At 55.5% G+C, this 19,765-nt stretch carries 20 protein-coding genes; 10 read left to right on the forward strand and 10 right to left on the reverse strand.

The features are described 5' to 3' along the window. Nucleotides 1-66: 66 nt before the first annotated feature. The gene (locus N7922_RS00090) at nucleotides 67-1,155 is read left to right on the forward strand and encodes a cellulase family glycosylhydrolase (protein WP_263098697.1); all 1,089 of its coding nucleotides are present in this window, start codon (nucleotides 67-69) and stop codon (nucleotides 1,153-1,155) included. Here the strand turns inward: N7922_RS00090 and emrD are convergent. The 3 genes from emrD to tisB form a co-directional block, all read right to left on the reverse strand. Then, complete coding sequence (gene emrD, locus N7922_RS00095; protein ID WP_263098698.1) at nucleotides 1,058-2,242, reverse strand: multidrug efflux MFS transporter EmrD; 1,185 nt, start codon at nucleotides 2,240-2,242, stop codon at nucleotides 1,058-1,060. The genes N7922_RS00090 and emrD overlap by 98 nt on opposite strands. Nucleotides 2,243-2,419: 177 nt before the next feature. After that, entirely contained in the window at nucleotides 2,420-3,253 is an 834-nt protein-coding gene (locus N7922_RS00100) for a DMT family transporter (RefSeq protein WP_263098699.1), read from the reverse strand. Between the two features lie 119 nt (nucleotides 3,254-3,372). Further along, entirely contained in the window at nucleotides 3,373-3,462 is a 90-nt protein-coding gene (gene tisB, locus N7922_RS00105; RefSeq protein ID WP_263098700.1) for a type I toxin-antitoxin system toxin TisB, read from the reverse strand. A 511-nt stretch (nucleotides 3,463-3,973) separates the two neighbouring features. Between tisB and ivbL the strand changes: the two genes are divergently transcribed. The 3 genes from ivbL to ilvN all read left to right on the forward strand — a co-directional run bounded on the left by ivbL (nucleotide 3,974) and on the right by ilvN (nucleotide 6,154). Continuing rightward, a complete protein-coding gene (gene ivbL, locus N7922_RS00110) occupies nucleotides 3,974-4,072 on the forward strand; it encodes an ilvB operon leader peptide IvbL (RefSeq protein ID WP_134319157.1) in 99 nt (32 codons plus the stop codon). A 105-nt stretch (nucleotides 4,073-4,177) separates the two neighbouring features. Then, complete coding sequence (gene ilvB, locus N7922_RS00115) at nucleotides 4,178-5,866, forward strand: acetolactate synthase large subunit (protein ID WP_263098701.1); 1,689 nt, start codon at nucleotides 4,178-4,180, stop codon at nucleotides 5,864-5,866. 3 nt (nucleotides 5,867-5,869) lie between these two features. Then, on the forward strand, nucleotides 5,870-6,154 hold the full coding sequence (gene ilvN / locus N7922_RS00120) for an acetolactate synthase small subunit (protein WP_263098702.1): 285 nt from the start codon (nucleotides 5,870-5,872) through the stop codon (nucleotides 6,152-6,154). Nucleotides 6,155-6,187: 33 nt separating this feature from the next. Here ilvN and N7922_RS00125 read toward each other — a convergent pair whose 3' ends face one another. Continuing rightward, the gene (locus tag N7922_RS00125; RefSeq protein ID WP_263098703.1) at nucleotides 6,188-6,985 is read right to left on the reverse strand and encodes a DeoR family transcriptional regulator; all 798 of its coding nucleotides are present in this window, start codon (nucleotides 6,983-6,985) and stop codon (nucleotides 6,188-6,190) included. Nucleotides 6,986-7,201: 216 nt separating this feature from the next. Between N7922_RS00125 and rbsK the strand changes: the two genes are divergently transcribed. From rbsK to N7922_RS00140, 3 genes are all read left to right on the forward strand, one after another. Next, on the forward strand, nucleotides 7,202-8,122 hold the full coding sequence (gene rbsK, locus N7922_RS00130; protein ID WP_263098704.1) for a ribokinase: 921 nt from the start codon (nucleotides 7,202-7,204) through the stop codon (nucleotides 8,120-8,122). A gap of 86 nt (nucleotides 8,123-8,208) precedes the next feature. Next, a complete protein-coding gene (gene fucP, locus N7922_RS00135; protein WP_263098705.1) occupies nucleotides 8,209-9,525 on the forward strand; it encodes an L-fucose:H+ symporter permease in 1,317 nt (438 codons plus the stop codon). Nucleotides 9,526-9,535: 10 nt separating this feature from the next. Further along, a complete protein-coding gene (locus N7922_RS00140) occupies nucleotides 9,536-10,549 on the forward strand; it encodes an aldose 1-epimerase family protein (RefSeq protein ID WP_263101002.1) in 1,014 nt (337 codons plus the stop codon). Nucleotides 10,550-10,581: 32 nt separating this feature from the next. Here the strand turns inward: N7922_RS00140 and N7922_RS00145 are convergent, their stop codons facing one another. Next, the gene (locus N7922_RS00145) at nucleotides 10,582-11,484 is read right to left on the reverse strand and encodes a LysR family transcriptional regulator (RefSeq protein ID WP_263098706.1); all 903 of its coding nucleotides are present in this window, start codon (nucleotides 11,482-11,484) and stop codon (nucleotides 10,582-10,584) included. Between the two features lie 104 nt (nucleotides 11,485-11,588). Between N7922_RS00145 and N7922_RS00150 the strand changes: the two genes are divergently transcribed. The 3 genes from N7922_RS00150 (at nucleotide 11,589) to nepI (ending at nucleotide 14,097) form a co-directional block, all read left to right on the forward strand. Further along, nucleotides 11,589-12,041 carry a DUF1198 domain-containing protein gene (locus N7922_RS00150; protein ID WP_263098707.1) on the forward strand — a complete coding sequence of 151 codons (453 nt, stop codon included), beginning with the start codon at nucleotides 11,589-11,591 and terminating at the stop codon, nucleotides 12,039-12,041. 97 nt (nucleotides 12,042-12,138) lie between these two features. After that, nucleotides 12,139-12,672: an SRPBCC domain-containing protein gene (locus N7922_RS00155; RefSeq protein ID WP_263098708.1), complete on the forward strand. Its 534-nt coding sequence runs from the start codon at nucleotides 12,139-12,141 to the stop codon at nucleotides 12,670-12,672. 240 nt (nucleotides 12,673-12,912) lie between these two features. Next, a complete protein-coding gene (gene nepI / locus N7922_RS00160) occupies nucleotides 12,913-14,097 on the forward strand; it encodes a purine ribonucleoside efflux pump NepI (protein WP_263098709.1) in 1,185 nt (394 codons plus the stop codon). Nucleotides 14,098-14,148: 51 nt separating this feature from the next. Here nepI and N7922_RS00165 read toward each other — a convergent pair whose 3' ends face one another. The 5 genes from N7922_RS00165 to N7922_RS00185 all read right to left on the reverse strand — a co-directional run bounded on the left by N7922_RS00165 (nucleotide 14,149) and on the right by N7922_RS00185 (nucleotide 19,756). Next, nucleotides 14,149-15,054, reverse strand: coding sequence for an EamA family transporter (locus N7922_RS00165; protein ID WP_263098710.1), 906 nt, complete (start codon nucleotides 15,052-15,054; stop codon nucleotides 14,149-14,151). Nucleotides 15,055-15,164: 110 nt separating this feature from the next. Next, nucleotides 15,165-16,544 carry a carbohydrate porin gene (locus N7922_RS00170; protein ID WP_263098711.1) on the reverse strand — a complete coding sequence of 460 codons (1,380 nt, stop codon included), beginning with the start codon at nucleotides 16,542-16,544 and terminating at the stop codon, nucleotides 15,165-15,167. A gap of 148 nt (nucleotides 16,545-16,692) precedes the next feature. Next, entirely contained in the window at nucleotides 16,693-16,995 is a 303-nt protein-coding gene (locus N7922_RS00175) for a PTS lactose/cellobiose transporter subunit IIA (RefSeq protein WP_170933823.1), read from the reverse strand. Between the two features lie 6 nt (nucleotides 16,996-17,001). Then, a complete protein-coding gene (locus N7922_RS00180) occupies nucleotides 17,002-18,390 on the reverse strand; it encodes a glycoside hydrolase family 1 protein (protein WP_263098712.1) in 1,389 nt (462 codons plus the stop codon). Nucleotides 18,391-18,427: 37 nt separating this feature from the next. Continuing rightward, on the reverse strand, nucleotides 18,428-19,756 hold the full coding sequence (locus N7922_RS00185) for a PTS sugar transporter subunit IIC (RefSeq protein WP_263098714.1): 1,329 nt from the start codon (nucleotides 19,754-19,756) through the stop codon (nucleotides 18,428-18,430). Nucleotides 19,757-19,765 lie beyond the last annotated feature (9 nt).

The raw sequence follows: 19,765 nt of genomic DNA on the forward strand, positions 1-19,765 counted from the left end.
GCTACACCTGGGGTGTCAAAGCATGATAAATACATGTAATCACCCCTAATTTTCGCAAGGTCAACTGTGTTAAAGCCACTGATTACTGCTGTTATGTTGCTGGCGGCAACCCCTGCGTTTGCCGCCGATACTCCGCTAACGGCGGCGCATTACGCGCAACAGTTAGGGGTGGGAATGGACGTTGACTGGGCGCGCACCGACCGTGGGATCCGCGAATTTGATCCGCTGATTGTGCGCGACTTTTATAACATTGGGATCCGCCATGTCCGCATTCGCGTGGCTGACCCGATGACGGAAGCACGCTTAATCCACCTGCGTAAACTGGTGGAAGCCTGTGAAGAGTACGGCGTGATCCCGGTTATCTCCTACCAGGCGGACAGCTTTAAAGCCGACCCGGATGCAAAAAACGAGGCTCAACTGGTGGCGTGGTGGAGTACCGTCGCCACGTTTTTCGGCACGGATCACCCGATGCTCGGTTTTGATGTGATTTATGAACCGGCCGATAAACTCAACCATGATTTGCCCGCGCTCAACCGCGCCTATGAAAAAGTCGTCAAAACCCTGCACGATATCGATCCCCAGCGCATGATTTTTGTTGCTCCGCGGATGCGCGCAGCACCGGAAGACCTGACGTCTCTGAAGTTACCGGCGCACAGCCAGAGTTATTTACTGGCGGAGTGGCATATCTTCCCGTGGGGGCCGCTGAAAAATAACGGTAAATACCCGTGGACGTCGGGCACGGCGGCGGAGAAGGCGGCGATCCGTGGTCGCATTAACCTTGCGCTGCACTGGCAGCAGAAAACCGGTCATGCCAGTTGGGTTGGCGGTTGGGCGGTGGGAGAGTCGATGAAAAGCATGCCCACCGAGTCGCAAATGGCGTTCGCCAGTTTTATGGCTTGTGAATTGAGTCGGGCGAAAATCCCGTATGCCATTAATGCGGATACGCAGTTTTACGATGGTGAAGAAGGCGCATGGCGGCCCGCGCCGGAGCCACTGTTGAAAGTGATGATCACGCCAGAGTGCGAAAAGCCCGACGTGAAGCCGGGCCATCATGAGGCTAGATCATCTGCTCATGGCGCGCAGAGCGCGACGCCAGCGGTAGCCAGCACAGCAGAATCAAAAGAGCAGCCAGCGTCATCAGCATCCCAAGGCTAAACTGACCGTTTTGCGGCAGTTGTGCTGACAACCACGCCAGACCGCCGGAGCCGATATTCTGTAAGCCGCCAACCAGCGCACCGGCAGTGCCTGCCAGAAACGGGAACGGCTCCATTGCGCCGCTGGTCGCCAGCGGAAACAGCATCCCGGCACCGAAGAAGAACAGCGCGGCGGGAACCAGCAGCGTCCAGATGGTCATCACCCCAAACCAGCCGGGGATCCACATCATTAACCCGGCCGCCAGGCAACTGATCACCGATTGCCACATTAGCGAAGAGAAACGTTTGTTTTGCCGACCGGCAAACCACGCGCCGAAAAACGCCGCCGGGATTGGCAGAATAAACAGAATGCTTACCGTCATGCTGTTGAGGCCGAGTACGCCGCCCATCAGTACGCCGGAGCTGGCCTCAAACACCGCAATCCCCGCCAGTCCGCCAATCAGCATCAGCAGATAGCAGTTAAACGCGGTATTGCCGAACAGGACTTTATAGCTGTCCACCAGTCGCATACGCGGCGCTTCGGTGGGCCGGGTTTCCGGCATCCAGCGCGCCATACTGAAGGTCACCACCGCGCACAGTGCCAGCAGGAAAACAAAACAGGCGCGCCAGTTCACCAGCGTATTCAGCACCCCGCCGATTAATGGTGCCAGTAAAGGACTTACCAGGATGCCCATATTCAACAGGCTGTTGGCATGCCGCAGTTCGGTACCGGCGTACAGGTCGCGCGGCAACGTTCTCGCCATCACGCCGCCGACGCCGGTGCCAACGCCCTGAAGCGCGCTGGCGAGGATCAGCACCGTTAAACTGTGGGTGGTGATGGCAATCACCGTCGCCATCATAAAGATGGTCATTCCGGCGAGGATCACCGGGCGACGCCCGATTCGGTCCGCCAGCGGGCCATAAAAAAGCTGTGATACGCCGTAGGTCAGCAGGTAGGCCGCCATCACGCTTTGCACCGCTCCTTCACGCACATTCAGGTCGCGCGCCATATCGGCAATGGCCGGAATATAAATGGTTTGCGCCATCTGCCCGACGGCGACCAGGAGCACCAGCATCAATAACAAATTGACGTTTCTCTGCCTTTTCATTTCGCTGATTACTTTTAGAAAATGGGGAATTAAAGAATATGTTGCTGCTATACAGCCTTAATGCGAGAGGAATCTACCACAGTAAGATGACAGAACCACTATGGCGGGCAGCAAAGACAACACCGCGTCAGGCAGGATTTGTAAACAATATTCGGCAACTTTTGTTGCCAGTTTGCATCATGAAAGACGCAACAAAATAGCGCCAGCGGCAATGCCAAACGCTGCGGCTATGCGCAGCCCGGCGACGTTCTCATTTAACAGCACAAAGGCGATAATCGCGCCGAACAGAATCGACGTTTCGCGCAGCGCGGCAACCACCGCCAGCGGCGCTTGCGTCATGGCCCACAGGGCCAGGCCATAAGATCCCATGGTGCCAATACCGCCAGGCAGACCTTTTTTCCAGTTGGCAACCAGATAGCGGGTCACTGCTTGCCGCCGCGCCAGCATTGCCCAGCACAACAAGCAAAAGCCGTTGAGGAAAAAGGTCCACAGTGAGTAACCCAGCGCAGATCCTGCGAGGCGCACGCCGGTGCCGTCCACCAGCGTATACCCGGCAATAAAGCAGGAATTGAGCAGCGCCAGCCAAATCCCTTTGCGCGACTGGCTTCGCCCATTAAATGCCATGCCGAGAATGGAGAGGCAAACCACGGCAATCCCGCCCCATGCGGTGGCGGAAAGTGAATCGCCCAATACCAGCACGCTTACCATCGCCACCAGCAACGGCGCGGTGCCGCGCATCAGCGGGTAGGTCTGGCTCATATCCGAAACCTGGTACGTTTTCGCCACCAGTACGGTGTAAACCACCTGCAACGCACAACTTGCCGCGAGATACGGCGCGCTGGCAAGGTCAGGTTGTGGGGAAAAAGGGAGTAAAATCAGCGCAATTAATGACGCAGAGCCGCTTACGGCGATAGCGGAATAGAGCTTATCGCTGCCTGCTTTCACAATGGCGTTCCAGCTTGCGTGCAGCAGGGCGGCGAACAGCAGAATGCAGAAAACAGAAAAAGTCATAATGGGTTGCGTCAGTGGAGTGTCAGCAAAAGGTAACATGCGGCTGCGCAATGAAGCCAGATGACGGGTGTTAAAGAGGGGCGGTTTCCCGCCCCTCTTTTGTGCGGCTTGAACCTGAATTACCGCAGGTATTTCAGGACGGCATCAAGCAGTTGCAGTAACGCAACAATGAGTTTCAGGATCAGAATCACCATCTCCATTCCGCCCATACGCTTCTCCTCGGGTTAAGGAGCACCGGCTGACGTACCTCTCCGCTGCCTGTTGTCAGCCTTGTTGTTGGCGTAACGCAGTGTGCTCTCATTGGGGTTAAGGTACTGACGGCACCACCCGTTTCAGCCAGGACTTTATCTGCGCCGTAGAACAGCGGCCCCGCACACCGATTACAAGGTCAGTATATATTAATACTGTTTATATATACAGCACTTCCTGGACGATTTTCGCCCCGTGAACCATAATGAATGCGGGGTAAACTGCCCAAAAATTGCGCGAATACGAAAATTACCGTATAGTTTCGCTGTTGACGTAACGCAGTGTGTTTTGCGGCGACCAACCGCGAAAACCTGTTAAAAACCTCGCTCCGGCGGGGTTTTTTGTTTTCATGCCCTGTGCAAGCAAACGTGATCTGTAACCCATTTTTCTGCCGGTGCGTAAAAAGCAGTTGTCGGCGGCAAAAAGCTGTGTTTGTATAAATCCTGTTAACTCATGACAGACAGGTCCCTAATGAACACTTCCACGATGTCGATGAACCTACTAAAAACCGCGCATAACGCCGCGGTGGTCGTCGTGCGTGTGGTGGTGGTCGTCGGCAATGCGCCGTAGGGTCCGGAACAACACACAATTCCAAAACCCCGCCGGCGCAAACCGGGCGGGGTTTCTTGTTTTAGCCTCCCTGGAAAGTCGGCCCAGAACAATAAGGACTGGAGCATGGCAAGTTCGGGCACAACATCACCATCGACGCGCTACACCGGCGCGCAACTGATTGTCCATTTACTGGAACGTCAGGGCATTACCACGGTAACGGGTATCCCTGGCGGTACGGTTCTTCCCTTATACGACGCGTTAAGCCAGAGTAAGCAGATCCGCCACATCCTCGCCCGCCACGAGCAAGGGGCCGGGTTTATCGCCCAGGGTATGGCCCGCACGCAGGGCAAACCGGCAGTATGTATGGCCTGTAGTGGGCCGGGCGCCACCAATCTGGTGACCGCCATCGCTGATGCGCGCCTCGATTCTATTCCGCTGATTTGCATTACCGGCCAGGTACCGGCTTCCATGATTGGCACCGATGCCTTTCAGGAAGTCGACACTTACGGCATCTCTATCCCCATCACAAAACACAACTACCTGGTGCGCGACATCGCCGAGCTGCCGCAGGTGATCAGCGATGCGTTCCGCATTGCGCAGTCCGGTCGCCCTGGCCCGGTGTGGATAGATATTCCTAAAGATGTGCAGACCGCAGAAATCACCTTGAGCGAATTGCCGGAAGTGGGCGGTAAAGCCCCGGCACCTGCGTATAACGCGCAAAGCGTGCGCGACGCCGCTGCCATGATTAATGCCGCGCAGCGCCCGGTGTTGTACCTGGGCGGCGGGGTGATTAACGCGCCGGAACAGGTTCGCCTGCTGGCGGAGAAAGCCAATCTGCCGACCACCATGACGCTGATGGCGCTGGGCATGCTGCCGAAGCAACATCCGTTATCATTGGGCATGCTGGGTATGCACGGTGCGCGCAGCACCAACCATATCCTGCAGGAAGCGGATCTGCTGGTGGTACTGGGCGCGCGTTTTGATGACCGGGCGATTGGCAAAACCGAGCAGTTCTGCCCGAACGCCAAAATCATTCATGTGGATATCGACCGCGCGGAGCTGGGGAAAATCAAGCAGGCGCATGTGGCTATCCAGGGCGATGTGGGCGAAGTGCTGGATGCGTTGATCCCGCAGGTGGAAGCGCAGGCGCGTCATAGCTGGCGCAACCTGGTGGCGCAATTACAGCAGGAGTTTCCGGGCAACATTCCGCAGGCGGGCGATCCGTTGACCCACTATGGGCTGATCAACGCGGTTGCCGCGTGTGTGGATGATGAGGCCATTATTACCACTGATGTTGGCCAGCATCAGATGTGGGCGGCGCAGGCGTATCCGCTGAACCGACCGCGCCAGTGGTTGACGTCTGGCGGCCTGGGAACCATGGGCTTCGGTTTACCCACGGCGATTGGCGCAGCGCTGGCGAACCCGACGCGCAAGGTTATTTGCTTCTCCGGTGACGGTAGCCTGATGATGAACATCCAGGAGATGGCCACCGCTGCGGAAAACAATCTGGATGTGAAAATCATCCTGATGAATAACGAAGCGCTGGGGCTGGTGCACCAGCAGCAAAGCCTGTTCTACAAACAAGGCGTGTTTGCGGCAACCTATCCGGGAATGATTAATTTCACCCAGATTGCCGCCGGTTTTGGTCTGCATACCTGCGATTTAAACGCCGTTGCCGATCCGCAGGCCGCCTTGCAGGCGATCATCGATCGTCCTGGCCCGGCGCTGGTTCATGTACGCATTGACCCGCAAGAAAAAGTGTACCCGATGGTGCCGCCAGGCGCGGCGAATACAGAAATGGTGGGGGAATAAGCCATGCATGCAACTGATAACGTCATTCTTGAACTCACCGTGCGCAACCATCCGGGCGTCATGACTCACGTCTGTGGGCTGTTTGCCCGCCGGGCATTTAACGTGGAAGGCATTCTCTGTTTGCCGCTACAAAGTGGCGAACAGAGCCGCATCTGGCTACAGGTGGCTAACGACCAGCGTCTGGAGCAGATGATCAGTCAGATAGATAAACTTGAAGACGTGGTGCAAATCATCCGTCACCCGACCGATCCCGGCGTGTTTAATAAGCTCGGCCTGTTTTTCGAGTAACCGTGGACGTAACCCGGTGCCTTGCGCACCGGGTCAGAGGGCGGCTTCGTTGTCGGAATCCGGTGTAATGACTTTCACAAACGCATTGCGGCAGTGCGCCGGGTACTCCGGCGGCAGCGGCCGATCGCTCACCAGCACGTCAAACCCCGAAAGCGGGGCAATGCTGGCAGGCGCCACTTCATCAAACAGCGCGTAACGCGCCAGTAAAATTTTGCGCATGCCGTGCGCCATCGCTTTGCGCTTCATGGGTAAATCGTCAATGTTGAACCAGGTCACGCCGTAGTGTTCATGCACACCGCTGGCGGAAATAAAGGCTTTGCGCGGGTTTAACGCATCCAGCAACGAATGGTTGTCCGGCGCATAGAAGGCATCGCTTTTGGCGCGATAGGTACCGCCGCATAACATGGCGGTGGCGTTCGGTTTGGCGTTCAGCGCCATAAACACCTGGTGGGAATAGCAAATGCCGGTAAAGGTGATGTCATCCGGTATCATGCTGATGACCAACGGCATTTCCGGTCCGTTATCAAAGAAGACCAGATCGTTTTCGTTCACCAGTCCGGCGGCCAGGATGGCGATGGGTAAATCATCTTTATGGTGCGGGCGAGCAGCCATCGCGTTCGTCGCCGGGGCGGGGGCGGCAGGTTTGTTCACCATCACAATGTAACCCCCCAGCAGCGCCAACGGCAGCGGTTCATCTTCCTGGCTGAAATCCCGGCGAATGGTCATCACCGATACTTCCAGCATCCGCGCTGCGTCTTTCAGATGGATACGGTCCGTCTTTTTCAGCAGTTCCACCAGGCGGCGGATACGCTCTTTTTGCTTGGTTTCCATTCAGTTGTTCTCCTGCTCACCTTTTATGTTCCTATAGTAACATTTAAATGTTAGCGCTGGATATGTGCTTAATCCGCGGATATGCGTTAACTGTGACGAAGGTGGCAGGCAAAGCCGGATCCCGTAATCGCGAGCGGAGTCACAAATGATACTAAAATAACATGATAATGTTACGATAATATCATTGTTATGTGATTGTTTCAGAGAGGTACTAAAATGGATATCGCCGTGATCGGCTCTAACATGGTGGATCTCATCACCTATACCAACCAGATGCCGAAAGAGGGGGAAACGCTGGAAGCGCCCGCCTTCAAAATTGGCTGTGGCGGCAAAGGCGCAAACCAGGCGGTTGCCGCCGCAAAACTTAACTCGAAAGTGCTGATGCTGACCAAAGTGGGCGACGATATTTTTGCCGATAACACCATCCGCAACCTCGAGTCCTGGGGCATTAACACCACCTATGTTGAAAAAGTCCCCTGCACCAGCAGCGGCGTCGCGCCGATTTTTGTTAACCCCAACTCCAGCAACAGTATTTTAATTATCAAAGGGGCGAACAAATTTCTCTCTCCGGAAGATATCGATCGTGCTGCGGAAGACCTTAAAAAATGCAAACTGATTGTTTTGCAACTGGAGGTTCAATTAGAGAGGGTTTACCACGCAATTGAGTTCGGTAAAAAACATGGCATCGAAGTATTATTAAACCCGGCGCCAGCACTGCGTGAATTAGATATGTCTTATGCCTGCAAATGTGATTTCTTTATCCCGAATGAAACCGAGCTGGAAATTCTTACCGGCATGCCAGTGGATAATTATGATCGTATTCGTGCTGCGGCCCGCAGCCTGATCGATAAAGGGCTGAATAATATTATTGTCACCATGGGGGAAAAAGGCGCGCTGTGGATGACCCGCGATCGCGAGCTGCATATTCCGGCCATAAAAGTGAACGCCATCGATACCAGCGGCGCTGGCGATGCGTTTATCGGCTGTTTTGCCCACTACTATGTACAAAGCGGTGATGTGGAAACCGCCATGAAGAAGGCCTCACTCTTCGCCGCGTTCAGCGTGACGGGTAAAGGCACACAATCATCTTACCCGAGCATTGAGCAGTTTAATGAGTTTCTGACGTTCAATGAATAATCACGCCTGAATTATTGCGGCTGCGCTGAATAAAACGCAGCCGGTAATAACCCAGGCCGGTACCCTGCAAAATTAAAGGTAGCACTATGAACGAAAAAAATATCGTTCAGATGCCCGATGGCTATCTGAATAAAACGCCGTTGTTCCAGTTTATTCTGTTATCCTGTTTATTCCCGTTATGGGGATGCGCCGCTGCATTAAATGACATATTAATTACGCAGTTTAAAAGTGTTTTCTCATTAAGTAATTTTGCTTCAGCTCTAGTACAGAGCGCATTCTATGGCGGTTATTTCTTAATTGCCATTCCGGCCTCGCTGGTTATCAAAAACAGCAGTTATAAGATGGCGATTTTAATCGGCCTGACGCTGTACATTGTGGGTTGCACGCTGTTCTTTCCTGCTTCGCATATGGCGACCTACACCATGTTTCTGGCGGCGATTTTCGCCATTGCCATCGGTCTGAGTTTTCTTGAAACCGCCGCCAATACTTACAGTTCGATGCTGGGGCCAAAAGCGCAGGCCACATTGCGTCTGAACATCAGCCAGACCTTCTACCCGATTGGTGCGGCATCCGGCATTTTGCTGGGGAAATATTTGGTATTTTCCGACGGCGATAGTCTGCAAAAACAGATGGCAGGCATGACGCCGGAGCAGATCCATCACTTTAAAGTACTGATGCTGGAAAACACCCTCGAACCGTATAAGTACATGATTATGGTGCTGGTCGTGGTGATGGCGCTGTTTATGTTCACCCGCTTCCCGGCGTGCAAAGTGGCGCAGACCGCCACGCACAAACGCCCGTCGGCGCTGGACACGCTGCGTTATCTGGCAACCAATGGCCGCTTTCGTCGCGGGATCCTCGCGCAGTTTCTGTATGTGGGGATGCAGGTTGCCGTCTGGTCATTCACCATTCGTCTGGCGCTGGAACTTGGGGATATCAACGAGCGCGATGCCTCGAACTTTATGGTGTACAGCTTCGCCTGTTTCTTTATTGGCAAGTTTGTCGCCAACATTTTGATGACGCGCTTTAACCCGGCGAAAGTCCTGATTATGTATGCGATCGTGGGCGCGCTGTTCCTGGCCTATGTTGCGCTGGCACCGAGTTTCAGCGCGGTGTATGTGGCGGTGGCGGTCAGCGTGCTGTTCGGACCCTGCTGGGCGACCATCTATGCCGGTACGCTGGACACGGTGGATAACGAACATACTGAAATGGCGGGTGCGGTGATTGTGATGGCAATTGTCGGCGCAGCCGTGGTGCCTGCGGTGCAGGGATACGTGGCGGATATGTTCCACTCGCTACAGCTCTCGTTCCTGGTTTCTATGCTGTGCTTTGTCTACGTCGGCGTTTATTTCTGGCGTGAGAGTAAAGTGCGCCGTGAACTGACCGAAGCGACGGCTTCTTAAGGAGATGATGATGACCACACGTCTGGCGCTCTGGCGTGAGTTATTTACTGCGCAGCCGCGCATCATTCTGGAAAACAGTGACTTTACCGTCAGCGCGTTTCGCTATCCGGGCGGAATTGAAGCGCTGAAAATGGAGAATGCCCGCGGTCATCTGCTGGTGCTGCCCTGGCTGGGGCAGATGATCTGGGATGCGTATTTCGATGATCGATCCCTGACCATGCGTAACATGTTCAGCCAGCCGAAACCGGCACAGCAGATTGTGGAAACCTACGGCTGCTTTGCGTTCCACTCCGGGCTGCTGGCGAACGGCTGCCCGTCACCGGAAGATACACACGCCCTGCACGGTGAAATGGCGTGTGCGTTGATGGACGAGGCCTGGCTGGAGCTGGAAGGGGACACGCTGCGCCTGAGCGGGCGCTATGAGTATGTGATGGGGTTTGGCAATCACTATCTGGCGCAACCGTCAGTGGTGCTGCGCAGCAATAGCGCGCTGTTTGCTATTGAGATGGCGGTGACTAACCTGGCGTCTGCGCCGATGCCGCTCCAGTACATGTGCCATATGAATTACGCCTATGTGCCACAGGCCACGTTCAGTCAGAATCTGCCGGAGGACGCATTAACGCTGCGCGAGTCGGTGCCAGCACATGTGAAACCCACTGAACAGTGGCTGGCTTTTAACCGCTGTTTGCAACAGGGTGAAGCAACGCTGACTGCACTGACGCAACCGGAGTTTTACGATCCGGAAATTGTCTTCTTCGCCGATCGGCTCGACCGTTACACCGATGCACCGACTTTCCGGATGCACAGCCCGGATGGCGTGACGTATCTGACGCGTTTTTCCAGCCGCGAGTTTAACTATGCCACCCGCTGGATCCTTTACAACGGCGACCAGCAGGTGGCGGCCTTTGCCCTGCCCGCCACCTGTCGCCCGGAAGGATTCCTTGCGGCCCAGCGCAACGGCAGCTTGCTGACGCTGGCACCAGGGGAAACGCGGCAGTTCCACGTTATGACCGGAATTGAGTAACACCCCGTTGACGCGCCCGTGAACCGGGCGCGTTAGCCCTGACAGGTTTCCAGCAGCACGCTACGCAACCACTGATGTGCCGGATCGCGGTGAGTGCGTTCGTGCCAGGTCATGGTTTTCGTAAAACCCGGCACCGGTAACGGCGTTTCCAGCGTGCGCATGCCCCTGGTCAGACTGGCGAGCCGCTGTGGCACAACCGCCACCATATCGCTGGCTGCCAGTATGTCCGCCAGGATCAGAAAGTTGCCCACCGACACGCCCACGCGCCGCGTTCTGCCCTGCGCCGCCAGCGCCTCATCCGCCACGCCGCGAAAGCGGTCGCCATCCCACGAGACCAGCGCATGTTCCAGCGCACAGAATCTGTCCAGCGATAAACTCTCCTGCGCGGCATCCGGGTGGTCGGCGCGCATCATGCAGACAAAACGCTCATCAAACAGCGCCCGGCTGTGTAGCTCTGGTGGTGTGCTGTAGGGCGTCATTAACGCCACATCAATCTCGCCGCGTTCAAGCTGGCTCACCAGTTGCCGGGGCTCGACCGGCTCCACGCGTACGCGGATCCCCGGCGCCTGTTTTTTTAACGCTGCAATAAAGGGCACGATCACCACTTTGAGCGCGTAGTCCGTGGCGGCCAGCGTCCAGGTGAGCGTGGCCGCCTGCGGGTCGAATGCGACAGGCTTCAGCAGCAGGTCAATCTCTGCGAGGATGCGTTTGACCGGGGCCGCCAGCGCTTGCGCGCGAACCGTTGGCACCATGCCGTGCGGCGCGCGAATAAACAGCGGATCGGCAAAGTAGTCGCGCAGTCGCGTCAGCATGCCGCTCACCGCCGGTTGGGTTAACGAAAGACGCGCCGCTGCGCGCGTGACGTTTCGCTCATCCAGCAGTGCATCAAGGGTTTTAAGCAGGTTGAGATCGAGGTTTCTGATATCGTTATTCATGATGATTATCCGCTCAGGCGATAACAAAGATTATCGCATTTACGACTGTCCGTAGCCTGTGTTTTACCCGTATGATGAGCCTCTTTTCTGCCCCGGGAGCGGTTATGATTTGGTTGATGCTGGCAACGCTGGTGGTTGTTTTTGTGATTGGTTTCAGGGTATTAACCTCCGATTCCCGCCGTGCGATACGCCGCCTCACCGATCGACTTACGCTCCAGCCGGTACCGGTCGAATCGATGATCGATCAGATGGGCAAAACCGCAGGGGCTGAATATCTGGCGTATCTGGCGCGCCCGGACGAGGCCCACCTGCAAAATGCGGCGCAGGTGTTGCTGATCTGGCAGGTGTGCATTGTCGACAGCAGCGAGCAAAACTTGCAGTACTGGCATCGGCTGATGCAAAAAGGGCGGCTGGCGGCACCGATCACAGATGCGCAGGTACGCCTGGCGCTCGGGTTTTTACGTGAGCTGGAGCCGGATAACGCCGAACTGAACAATTTCCAGATGCGCTATAACGCGTTGTTTATTCCCGAAGACGGGGTGCACTGGCTGCACTGATATCACGCTGCGTTATAACGTTTATCAAAGATAACCATTAGATTTATAACACCGCGCTACGCATAGTGACCCTCGTTAATTACTGACGAGGTACACCATGACGCAATCACTGACCCAAAGCGCGATAATCTGGCCGCAAGACTACCTGCCGGGCACTACCGATAACTTTGCCTCCAACGAAATCATTGTCGCGGGGTTAACGGCGCGGGAGATTTGGGCGCAACTCAACGACACTACTCTCTGGGCGACCTATTACAGCAATGCGCAGGATATCCGTTTCCATGACGGTAGCGGCCCGCTGTTAAGCGCCAACGCCCGTTTTCGTTTTACCACTTTCGGTTTCCCGGTGGAGGCGCAGGTGAGTGAATATGTGCCGCCTGCGGAAGGCCAGGCCGCGCGTATTGCCTGGTATGGTTGGGTGGAAGGTGACGCCAGCTCACGGCTGGATGTGATCCACGCCTGGCTGTTTGAGGATTTACCCGGCGGGCGTGTCCGCATCCTGACGCAGGAGTCGCAACGCGGCGTACCAGCGCAACAGCTTGCCAGCACCGTGCCGAACCCGATGATCAACGCGCACCAGGAGTGGATAGTCGGCCTGGCGACCGCCGCGCGTCACACGCGTACTGCGTAATTCCACCTTCATCCTAAGTCTCTCCCCGTTGGGGGCGGGGGATATATGTGGTGGTTTTCCCCCTCTCCCCGTAGGGCGCGGGGGATATATGTGCTGCTTTCCCCCCTCTCCCTTCTAGGGAGAGGGCCGGGGTGAGGGTCAACCGACGCCGGGTAAAGAGTTGCCAAATTGTTAATTGCGTCACAGATTATGAATGTTACACTGCGCGACTTTCACGAATAAAAACTAAGCGGGTGATACATGACTGAGCAATCTGTGACGCAATCTCCAACGGATGCGGTAATTCGCCCCAACTGGTCCGCCGTCTTCGCCGTGGCGTTTTGTGTGGCGTGTCTGATCACGGTGGAATTTTTACCGGTCAGCCTGCTCACGCCAATGGCGCTGGATCTCGGCGTTTCTGAAGGTGTTGCCGGGCAAACCGTGACCGTAACCGCCTTTGTCGCCATGTTCGCCAGCCTGTTTATTACCAACGTGATCCGCGCGATGGACCGGCGGTATGTGGTGCTGGCCTTTGCCGTATTGTTAACCCTCTCCTGCCTGCTGGTCTCTTTTGCCAATAGCTTCACGTTGCTGCTGGCAGGACGCGCTTGCCTTGGGCTTGCGTTAGGCGGTTTCTGGGCGATGTCGGCCTCGCTGACCATGCGGCTGGTACCGGCTCGCACCATCCCGAAAGCGCTGTCAGTGATTTTTGGCGCGGTGTCTATTGCACTGGTGATCGCCGCGCCGCTTGGCAGCTTCCTGGGCGGTATTATTGGCTGGCGCAACGTGTTCAATGCCGCCGCGCTGATGGGGTTCGCCTGTATTACCTGGGTATGGCTGGCGCTGCCGTCGTTGCCGGGTAAAACCGAGCATCACCAGAATATGTTCGGCCTGCTCAAACGCCCTGGCGTGGCGGCGGGAATGCTGGCGATCTTTATGGTCTTCGCCGGGCAGTTCTCGTTCTTTACCTATATTCGCCCGGTGTACATGAACCTGGCCGGGTTTGATGTGGATGGGCTGACGCTGGTGTTGCTGAGCTTTGGTATTGCCAGTTTTGTTGGCACCTCGATCTCGCCAATGGTGATGAAGCGCTCGGTGAAAATGGCGCTGGCACTGGCACCGCTCACGCTGGCGGTAAGCGCGCTGGTGTTGATCTTCTGGGGTTCCGATAAAGTTGTCGCCGCCGGCATCGCCATTATCTGGGGACTGGGCTTTGCGCTGGTGCCGGTTGGCTGGTCAACGTGGATCACCCGTTCGCTGGCCGATCAGGCGGAGAAAGCCGGTTCCATTCAGGTGGCGGTGATCCAGCTTGCCAATACCTGCGGCGCGGCGATTGGTGGCTTCGCGCTGGATCACTACGGGTTGCTGTCGCCGCTGGTGCTCTCCGGCAGCCTGATGTTACTGACTGCACTGTTGGTGGCGGCAAAAGTGAAGGTTAGAGCGTAACGTAGAATGCATACAGGCCTGATAAGCGACGTGCTATCAGGCCTTGTGCTATCAGGCGGCGACCCGCACTTTGCGGCGGGAATCGAGCGAAATCAGCATCACCGATGAGACAATCAACAGCGTGCCCAGCCAGTCTGGCAAGGAGAATGCCACTCCCAACAAGACCACCGAGAGCAGGGCGCTGCTCAGCGGTTCGGCGCAACTAAGAATACTGGCTTTCGAGCCGCCAATGAGCTGTGCGCCTTTCAGGTAAAGGCTGAAGGTGAGCGCCGTGCCGATCACCACCAGGTAGAAAAACGCCATCAACAGGCGGCCATCGACGACAAAATCACTCCCCTGCCCGCCAAAGAACGGCGTCAGCATCAGCCCGGCCAGCAACATACTCCAGCCGACAATCGGTAGCGTGCCGTAACGGGCGATAAGCGCAGAGGGATAGGTGGTATAGAACGCGGCGGAAAATGCCGAAACAATCCCCCACAGCAGCGCGTCCGGAGAAATAGAGAGCGACGTCAGGTTGCCATGCGTCACCAGCAGGAAGGTGCCGAGCAGCGAGGTGAAAATGGCGGATGCCACCGGCAGGGTTGGCCGGGCTTTACGCACCAGCGCAAACCACGCCACAATAATGGTCGGCGATAAAAATTGCAGCACCGTCGCGGTGGCGGCGTTGGATTTTTCGATGGTCAGTAAAAAGGTGAGTTGCACAATCAGTGCGCCAAACAGCGAAAAAAACAGCAAACTGAAGGTGTCTTTGCGGCTTTTGAGGATCGCGAAAATCTTGTCGCCATGCACAAACGAAAGCGTCAACAAAATCACGCCGGTGAACAGCAGTCGCGTCATGGTTAACCACGGCGACGAAATATGACTTTTCTCCATAATGTACTGCGCACACACCCCGGAACTGCCCCATAACACGGCCGCTGCCAGTACACAAAGCATCCCTTTTTTCGTGGAACCCATCGTCTAACCCAACTCTGTCATGCTGATTACTTATTAATAAGGCGCGCATCATAACACATGTACAGAGTTTAACCGGAGGCGGCTGAGGGGGACCGCCTCCGGTTTTTACATCAGAACCAGGCTTCCCACATCGCGCCGACGTTAAAGGAATCGAGCGTGGTGTCGGTCGTGCCGTTGACGCGTGCGGTGCGTTTGTTATCCACTTCGCCGCCGGTCACGTAGAAGCGCAGCATCGGGCGGAACTCAGGCCCCATCGCGATAGAGATATTCTGCGAGAGGGTGACTTTCCAGCCGTGGTTATCGCCGCCATCGTCATAATCGACGCGCTGATAACCCGCTTCCAGCCAGGTGGAGTGCACATCGTTCCACCAGTGCATCGGGCGCACAATCACGCCATAGTTGCGGCGGTTATCCGCTTTATTGGCGCTGTTATCGTAGTCATGGAACGCCAGCAAGTAGTCCACTTGCGTCTGCCGGGAGAACTTGTAGCTGCCCTCAAAGCTGGCGTAAATCGCTTTCAGATCGTCGGTTTTATTGAATACGCTGTTGTCGGCGTTATCGGAGTAGCGGGCGATCACTTTGTTTACCCCGTGATCGTTGGTGTGGCTGAGCACCACGCCGCCCTGCCAGGCTTTCAGACGATCTTCGCTTTCAATCGCTTTTGAGTCGAAACCGTAGTTGGCGTAAATCTCCAGATCGAGCGGCCCGACCTTCATACCGTGAATTTTTGAGGTGAGGGCATAGTTGCCTTTATCGCCGACGTTCGAACTACCGGTACAGGTGATGCGCGACGGGTTGGCTTCATCTTCCAGGACTTCCGGGCTACAGGATTCGACCGCGCCAACGGCGGCCACATCAAACTGCACGCCGCCAATATCGAAGTTTTTCACCCCGGCGCCCTGACCATCGTGGTTCATCCAGAAGTAGTCGTTGATCCCCTGTTGCGGACGCTGGTGGAAGTCACGACCGGCCCAGAAGTACGCGTTCGGGTTGGAGGCCAGCAGGTTGGTGACGCCGGCATAGGCTTTTTTCAGGTTAACTTCGTCGCCCCAGTGATCAAACATCACGTTGACGTCCCAGATTGCGCCGTTACCGCTTTTAAACGCTTTCGAGAGCTGGAATTCACCGCCGTTGCCTTCGTTACCCAGACGACCAATGGCCGACGCGCCATTATAGGAGCCGTCGACACCGACATATTTCTGATCGCCGGTCTGGAAATGTGCGCCATAACGGGCGTAGCCGCTGAATTTCACGCCGTAGGGAATGGCCATATCCGGTGTTTGCGCCGTACTTTGCGGTTCGACGATCACATCCGCTTTTTTATTGATGGCGGCGTCCATTTTGGCCTGACGGTCCGCCAGTGCTTTATCCACCGCTTTGGCGACGATGGCGTCTATTTGCTCTTGGGTAAATTCTTGTGCGAAGACGGATCCAGAGCAAAGGGTAGCCGCAACCGCCAGCGCCACTGGAAGTTTTTTATTTATTCTCATGGTTATCTCAATGTAGTAAGTTGTTCTCAGACAATAACCTTCCGTTCCTCAGTGGACAGAAAATATTGCCATCATCAAAACAAAATGCTTTATTTTAGTAACTCGGGTACAGAATAATTAAGATTTACCGTAATCAATTCTCCATTTATTAACGTTGATAGAGCTGGATTATTTCCTCCGATAATTCACGCGCCAGCAGCGAGGTCATTAAATGATCCTGGGCATGCACCATAATTAATGTCATGGGCTGTCGGGCTTCACCGGCATCCTGTTCAATTAATTTTGTTTGCATCTGATGCGCCTGACGGGAATAACCGTCGGCTTCGCGCAGCAGATTGCGCGCCTCTTCCATGTTGCCTTCCCTTGCCGCACGCAGCGCTTCAAAGCACAGGCTGCGCGACTGTCCGGCGTTGACGATAATCTCCATTACCGCTTCTTCAAGTGCGACCATCATAATTTAATCCTGATTAAAACCATTTTGAGCTGCGGTTGCGGCGAACCACTCTCCGCTTTTCTTAATGGTACGTTGCTGGGTTTCTAAATCTAACTGCACAAAACCGTAACGGTTTTTATAGGCATTACACCATGACCAGTTATCAATAAATGTCCACATATGATAACCGAGGCAATTACAGCCTTCGCTAATACCTTTATGTAACCAGGTCAGATGATCACGAATAAAGGTAATGCGATAACTGTCGTTAATTTGCCCGTTTTCAATAAAACGCTGTTCATTCTCGACCCCCATACCGTTTTCGGAAATAAAACAGCGTGGGTTGCCATAATTTACGCGCAGGTTGGTAATAATATCGTAAATACCGGGTTCATAAATTTCCCACCCGCGATACGGGTTCATTTTGCGGCCTGGCATTTCGTAATAATCAAACAACCACTCTGGCATAAACGGCGATGCGGGATTGACCGCGCTGTCCCGGCACTTTACCCGCCGCGGCTGGTAATAGTTGATGCCGAGCAGATCGATTTTCCCTTCTGCAATGAGCGAGATGTCCTCCGGCTGGCAGGCGGGGAGCTGATCGTACTCTTTCAGCAGTGCCACCAGGTCAGCGGGATACTCGCCACGCAGTACCGGGTCGAGAAAACTGCGGTTAAACAACAAGTCTGCATAGTGCGCCGCTTGCAGATCCGCCGGATGCTGCGAACGGGGATACGACGGCGTCAGGTTCAGCACAATGCCAATTTCACCGGAATAATGCCCGGCGCGAAACGCGCGTACTGCGCTGGCATGGGCCAGAACCGTGTGGTACGCCACCGTGGCGGCACGTTTGAAATCCACCACGTTCGGGTAATGGAAATCGTACAGATACCCGCCTTCTACGGGCACGATGGGTTCGTTAAAGGTAAACCAGTGCTGAACCCGGTCGCCGAACAGCTCAAAACAGATTTGCGCGTAGCGGCTGAATGCCTGCACCACTTCCCGGTTTTCCCAGCCGCCTTTTTCCTGCATCACCATCGGCATATCGAAGTGAAACAGCGTAATAAACGGCGTAATGCCCTGCGCCAGCAGTTCGTCGATCACCGCGTTGTAAAATTCCACCGCCTGCGGATTCACCTCGCCGGTTCCGTCCGGGATCAGGCGCGCCCAACTGAGCGACGTACGAAAACTGTTGTGATTGAGCTGCTTTAACAGCGCGACATCCTGCCGCCAGTGGCGGTAAAACGTGGACGTCTCCTGCGGCCCAATCTGCTGGTGAAAGCGCCAGGGTTCCCGGGCGTGCCAGGCATCCCATGTGGTGGCGCTTTTCCCGCCCTGCTGGCTTTCCCCTTCGGTTTGCAGTGCGGAACACGCGCTGCCCCACCAGAAGTTTGCGGGAAATACGTATTTCATTACCGACTCCTTTTCATTACTGCTTATGCATTACGGCTTAGTTACTGCGAACGGTTTCCGTCATCGGCGCGGTGTTTTGCGCTTTTTGTTCCTCTGTTTTCATCAGTGAACGCTCGTAAGCGCGCAGGAACGGCAGGTACATCAGCGCAGACATCACCATACAAATCAGGCACATCACCACCGGGCTTAAGGCCCAGTTTGCAGCCCATGACGCACCAATCGGCGCAGGCGTTGTCCACGGCGTTAGCGAAACCACCTGTGCCAGCAAGCCCATTTTGGTGGCGGTCCAGGCCAGTACGGCGTTAACCAGCGGCACGCAGACGAACGGGATAAACAGCATTGGGTTCATGATGATTGGCGCACCGAACAGGATCGGTTCGTTGATGTTGAAGAAGCTCGGCACCACGCCCATTTTGCCGATAGTACGCAGATGTGCGACGCGGCTGCGCAGCAGCAGGAAGGCCAGCGGAAGCGTGGAACCGACGCCGCCAATCAGCAGGTAGTGATCCCAGAACCCTTGCAGATAAACGTGCGGCAGTGCAGCACCCGCAGCCAGTGCAGCCTGGTTGGCGGAGAGGTTCGCCATCCAGAACGGGTTCATGATGCCGGTCACAATCAGTGAACCGTGGATCCCGGCGAACCAGAAGATTTGGCACAGCAACACAGACAGCAGAATCGCGGGCAGAGAGTCGGATGCAGACACCAGCGGTTCCAGCAGGTGCATAATCGCCTGCGGCAGGATCATGCCGGTTTGCGCTTCGATAAACAGGTTCAGCGGGTGCAGCGTCCCAATGATCACCAGTACCGGAATGAGGATTTCAAACGAGCGGGCAACGCCGGTCGGCACCTCTTTCGGCAGGCGAATGGTGATGTTGTGCTGTTTCAGCCATGCATAGACGCGAGCGGAGTAAATCGCGGTCAGCAGCGCGGTAAAAATCCCCTGTCCGGAAAGGTACTGGGTGGAGATTTTGCCGTCTGCATAGGGTGCTGCCACCAGCAAAAACGCCATAAATGCCAGCAAACCGGTCATCACCGGGTCGAGATTAAACTGGCGGCCGAGGCTGGCGCCGATACCGACAGAGATAAAGAACGTCATTACCCCCATGCTGAGGTTAAACGGCAGCATCAGTTGTGCGCGATACTCGGTGGAAAAATCGAGCCAGGCGCGGGCGAAACCGACGGTGGTGTCGGCGGAGAACGGCGGGAAGATAAACACCAGCATAAACGAGCCGATGATCATAAACGGCAGTGCGGCGGTAAAACCGTCGCGGATAGCGATAACATATTTTTGCTGCCCAAGACGACCGGCCAGCGGCGTAATGGTTTGCTCGATAACCGTAATCATTGATTGATATAAGGAACTCATAAGAACACC

This window comes from Kosakonia sp. ML.JS2a (genome assembly GCF_025642095.1).
Taxonomy (GTDB): Bacteria; Pseudomonadota; Gammaproteobacteria; order Enterobacterales; family Enterobacteriaceae.

Coding starts and splice junctions, on each gene's coding strand:
- emrD (WP_263098698.1), bottom strand. CDS start 2,242: ATGAAAAGGCAGAGAAACGTCAATTTGTTATTGATGCTGGTGCTCCTG.
- N7922_RS00100 (WP_263098699.1), bottom strand. CDS start 3,253: ATGACTTTTTCTGTTTTCTGCATTCTGCTGTTCGCCGCCCTGCTGCAC.
- tisB (WP_263098700.1), bottom strand. CDS start 3,462: ATGGGCGGAATGGAGATGGTGATTCTGATCCTGAAACTCATTGTTGCG.
- ivbL (WP_134319157.1), top strand. CDS start 3,974: ATGAACACTTCCACGATGTCGATGAACCTACTAAAAACCGCGCATAAC.
- ilvB (WP_263098701.1), top strand. CDS start 4,178: ATGGCAAGTTCGGGCACAACATCACCATCGACGCGCTACACCGGCGCG.
- ilvN (WP_263098702.1), top strand. CDS start 5,870: ATGCATGCAACTGATAACGTCATTCTTGAACTCACCGTGCGCAACCAT.
- N7922_RS00125 (WP_263098703.1), bottom strand. CDS start 6,985: ATGGAAACCAAGCAAAAAGAGCGTATCCGCCGCCTGGTGGAACTGCTG.
- rbsK (WP_263098704.1), top strand. CDS start 7,202: ATGGATATCGCCGTGATCGGCTCTAACATGGTGGATCTCATCACCTAT.
- fucP (WP_263098705.1), top strand. CDS start 8,209: ATGAACGAAAAAAATATCGTTCAGATGCCCGATGGCTATCTGAATAAA.
- N7922_RS00140 (WP_263101002.1), top strand. CDS start 9,536: ATGACCACACGTCTGGCGCTCTGGCGTGAGTTATTTACTGCGCAGCCG.
- N7922_RS00145 (WP_263098706.1), bottom strand. CDS start 11,484: ATGAATAACGATATCAGAAACCTCGATCTCAACCTGCTTAAAACCCTT.
- N7922_RS00150 (WP_263098707.1), top strand. CDS start 11,589: ATGATTTGGTTGATGCTGGCAACGCTGGTGGTTGTTTTTGTGATTGGT.
- N7922_RS00155 (WP_263098708.1), top strand. CDS start 12,139: ATGACGCAATCACTGACCCAAAGCGCGATAATCTGGCCGCAAGACTAC.
- nepI (WP_263098709.1), top strand. CDS start 12,913: ATGACTGAGCAATCTGTGACGCAATCTCCAACGGATGCGGTAATTCGC.
- N7922_RS00165 (WP_263098710.1), bottom strand. CDS start 15,054: ATGGGTTCCACGAAAAAAGGGATGCTTTGTGTACTGGCAGCGGCCGTG.
- N7922_RS00170 (WP_263098711.1), bottom strand. CDS start 16,544: ATGAGAATAAATAAAAAACTTCCAGTGGCGCTGGCGGTTGCGGCTACC.
- N7922_RS00175 (WP_170933823.1), bottom strand. CDS start 16,995: ATGGTCGCACTTGAAGAAGCGGTAATGGAGATTATCGTCAACGCCGGA.
- N7922_RS00180 (WP_263098712.1), bottom strand. CDS start 18,390: ATGAAATACGTATTTCCCGCAAACTTCTGGTGGGGCAGCGCGTGTTCC.
- N7922_RS00185 (WP_263098714.1), bottom strand. CDS start 19,756: ATGAGTTCCTTATATCAATCAATGATTACGGTTATCGAGCAAACCATT.